At 46.1% G+C, this 3,534-nt stretch carries 3 protein-coding genes; 2 read left to right on the top strand and 1 reads right to left on the bottom strand.

Annotated features, from left to right (window positions below):
• The coding region (locus tag FJZ26_04985) for a cation:proton antiporter (GenBank protein ID MBM3229761.1) at positions 1–1,326 on the bottom strand (1,326 nt) is incomplete at its 3' end.
• 63 nt (positions 1,327–1,389) lie between these two features.
• Between FJZ26_04985 and FJZ26_04980 the strand changes: the two genes are divergently transcribed.
• Both FJZ26_04980 and FJZ26_04975 read left to right on the top strand, forming a co-directional pair.
• Positions 1,390–2,472, top strand: coding sequence for a sodium:calcium antiporter (locus tag FJZ26_04980; protein MBM3229760.1), 1,083 nt, complete (start codon positions 1,390–1,392; stop codon positions 2,470–2,472).
• Between the two features lie 68 nt (positions 2,473–2,540).
• Positions 2,541–3,534: sodium-dependent transporter (locus FJZ26_04975; GenBank protein ID MBM3229759.1), on the top strand; the 994-nt coding region annotated here is incomplete at its 3' end.

The raw sequence follows: 3,534 nt of genomic DNA, 5'->3' as shown, positions 1-3,534 counted from the left end.
GACGATGACAGTTGAAAGAAACGCCATTGATGCAATAATCGTATATTCGGCTGCGTCAAGAACTGGCTTTCCTGACGGGTCAAGTGCAGTTATCCCTATCAAGGCAATAATCAGGGCTATTTCCCCCCGTGGCACCATCCCCCAGCCAACAAGCAGTGCCTCTTTTGGCTTTACGCCCATTAGCACCGCCGGCAATCCGCAACCAATGACTTTGGTTATTATTGCAATCAAGGTCAGCGCCAGAACAGGCACTATCGCGCCAGGTATTTCCCAAACATTCACAAGCATGCCAAGTGTGATGAAAAACATGGGTGTAAAAACAACATCCATGGTGAACAGCGCCTTGTTCAGCCTGTGGGCCATGGGCGAATAGCTTATAACAAGCCCTGCAATAAATGCGCCAACTACTGCAGAAAGCCCAAGTGCTTCTGAAGCAAAGGAATAGAAAAAAAGCAGCGCCAGCATTCCTGAAATTGTCCGCTTGGAAATCTCCTCCTCAAAGTTGCTAAAGTAGCGCTCCACAAAAAGCTTGCCCAAGCTAAGCCCGGACATTACAAAAACCACGGCAATGCCTATCACCTGTGCAATCGGCGCAATGGAAATTGAGGAAAGGTCTGAAGGCATGCTGCTCACAAGCCCAAGTGCAACCAGCGCCAATATATCATCTATGACTGCGGCGCCAAGTATCACCTGCGCAAACGTCCTGTCGATGACCTTCATTTCTTCAAGAACGGCAACCGTTATTCCAACTGAGGTGGCAGTGAGTGCGGCCCCAACAAAAAGCGAGTAGGCAAATCCTCCGCCACTCCATTGCGCGAAAAGAAAGCCTGCCGCAAAAGGAAGCACCACCCCTCCAAGTGCCACAATAAGGTTTTTCAAATTGAAGACCTTTTCTATTTCAGAGTGCAACCCTATTCGGAAAAGAAGTATTATTACACCGATATTTGCAAATGTCCTGACGATTTCGCTTTCCCCAAGCAGTTCAGGTGAGGATGTTGGCGGCTGTATCCCAATGCCCTGCAAAAGTGGCGTAATTATCCCCAGCATCGCCGGCCAAACAACTTCAAGTGTGTGCGGCGAAACAAGCACCCCTAAAACCAGAAGGACCATTACAAAGGGCTGCTTCCACTGTTGCACCAGCCTCTCGGCTACAAGCGCCACTAAAAGCAGAAGAGTAATCTCAACCCAAATGCGCTTTTCCTCTGGTATGTGCCCGAAAAAAGCGGCGCGAAGAACCATTAGCAACATAAGAAAGCCAAGAAGTATGAAAAGGTAGCCTGACCATGTTTTCGTATGCGAAACGGATTTGTCCAATAAAGAATTCATAAAACCACACGCACTGTCCTTCACCACTCGACTGCATTTACTGCCTTATGGTATCTTTGGAAATTGCCAGCAAACCCTGGATTTCAGTCCGGGGCGGAATCAGCATTTCTCAAAAAGGAAATGGCGTGCCCCGTTGCAAATCATATTACACTCTTATTTAATAATCCTTTTTTGCACTCTATACTAATGGTATTTGCAGAAGCAATGGTTCTTGCCGTCTCCCTTATCATGCTTGCCAAGTCCTCGGAATTTGTCGTTAACGGCGCATCAAAACTCTCGGATTTTTTTTGCATAAGCCGGCTTGCAATCGGATTTTTGCTTATTTCAGTATCAACATCACTCCCAGAACTTTCAGTCTCAGTAATCTCCTCCTCTTCAGGAAACGGGGCAATTGCCGCAGGAAATGTTTTTGGCTCAAATATTGCAAACATTTTACTTGTGCTTGGGCTTGCAGGGTTTTTATATGGTTTTAAAATAGGGCAAAAAGACCTCAAGGACATAGCCCTTGCGCTTGTGGCTACTACCATAATCTCAGCATACATCATATTTGCAAGCTCAATTGGCGGGAAAGCTCTCGGATTGTCTGAAGGGATTGCGCTTCTGCTAGCCTTTGGGTATTACTTATACTATATACTTAAGAAAAAGAGGATTGAGGGCAGAGTGGAGAAAGTTGGCAAGAAAGATGCCCTTCGCGCTTTCTTGTTTTTCTTTGGCGGGGTTATTGTTGTCCTTTTTAGCTCCGGCGTGGTCGTCGAATCGGCTGTAAAAATTGCAAAGGAGCTTGGGCTTGCGGAAAGCTTTATCGGGGCGACAATTGTCGCAGTTGGGACTTCACTGCCTGAGCTGACAATCGACATTCAGGCAATCAGGAAAAAGCAATACGGCATAGCCCTTGGGGATGCAATCGGAAGCAACATGGTTAACATCACGCTTGTTCTTGGTGCCGCCGCAGTAATAAATCCTATCGGCGTTGCGCTTCCAATTTTTATGGCTGCGCTTCTTTTTGCAATAATTGCAAATATCCTGCTTCTCTACAAGGCTTCGGTGGACAGGAAATTTGAACGGCCATCGGGCGCATTTTTCCTCGCGGTTTATGCAATCTACCTTTTCATTATTTTCTTCCTTCAAACGTCAAGAATTTTGTAATCACCGTTACTTATATAAATTAACCATACCACCAAACCCATATCCCAAAACTTATTGATGGTGTCATAATGGAAAAATGGTCATCTAACAGCGCGTTTCTTCTTGCATCAGTTGGCGCCGCCGTAGGGCTTGGCAACATCTGGCGGTTTCCTTATATCGCAAGCCAAAACGGTGGCATCTGGTTTCTTTTCCCGTACATCATATGCCTTATGCTCGTAGGGCTTCCTCTCCTTCTTCTTGAGACTTCACAAGGGGTGAGGCTCAAAACCAGTTTTTTTAGCGCAGGTTCCAAGTCAAAAAGTCTTGGTTTTGTCACTCCGGCTTATCGAAAAATCATCTCATTCTTCCCTGTCTTTGTAAACTCGGCTATTCTTGGCTACTACTCTGTAATCTCCGCATGGACGCTCTGGTTTCTCTCTTCTTTTTTGCTTGGCGCAAGGCCCAGCATGGAATCCCTGCAATCAAGCTACACTCCGCTTGCCGCATTTGCCTTGGTTGCACTTGCCGCATTTTATTCGATTCGAAAAGGGCTTCATAAAGGCATCGAGCCTGTGGTAAACAAGCTAGTCCCGTTTCTTTTCATCTGCCTATTTGGGCTTTTGGCATATTCGCTTCTTCTCCCTGGCGCATTGAAAGGCTTGTCAAGCCTGACAGGTGATCCATCATCCATTCTCTTGCCTAAAACCTGGTATTTTGCTTTGTCCCAAGTCCTATTCTCGCTTTCAGTTGGTTATGGGATAATGTTTACCTATGGCAGCTTTCTTTCATCAGGCAAAGGGGTTGTCAAGTCTTCGCTTTTGATTGCCGGATTTGATACGCTTGCATCACTTCTTGCGTTTTTTTCAATTGCCCTGGTAAGCTCCAACTTCGGGATCTCGGCACATGGCATAACACTTGCCTTTGATGTTTTTCCCGCACTTTTCATGTCTCAGGGGCTTGCCGGAATTGCAGTTGGCGGATTTTTCTTTTTTCTATTGTTTGCCGCTTCATTCACCTCGGTAATTGCAATGCTCCAGCACACCCTTTCCTCTATAAAGCCATTAGATCCTAAATACAACAGTG

It is taken from the genome of Candidatus Parvarchaeota archaeon (assembly GCA_016866895.1).
Classification (GTDB): domain Archaea; phylum Micrarchaeota; class Micrarchaeia; order Anstonellales; family VGKX01; genus VGKX01.
Note: the sequence above shows the minus strand (reverse complement) of the source record. Positions and strands in the feature narration are given on the sequence as shown.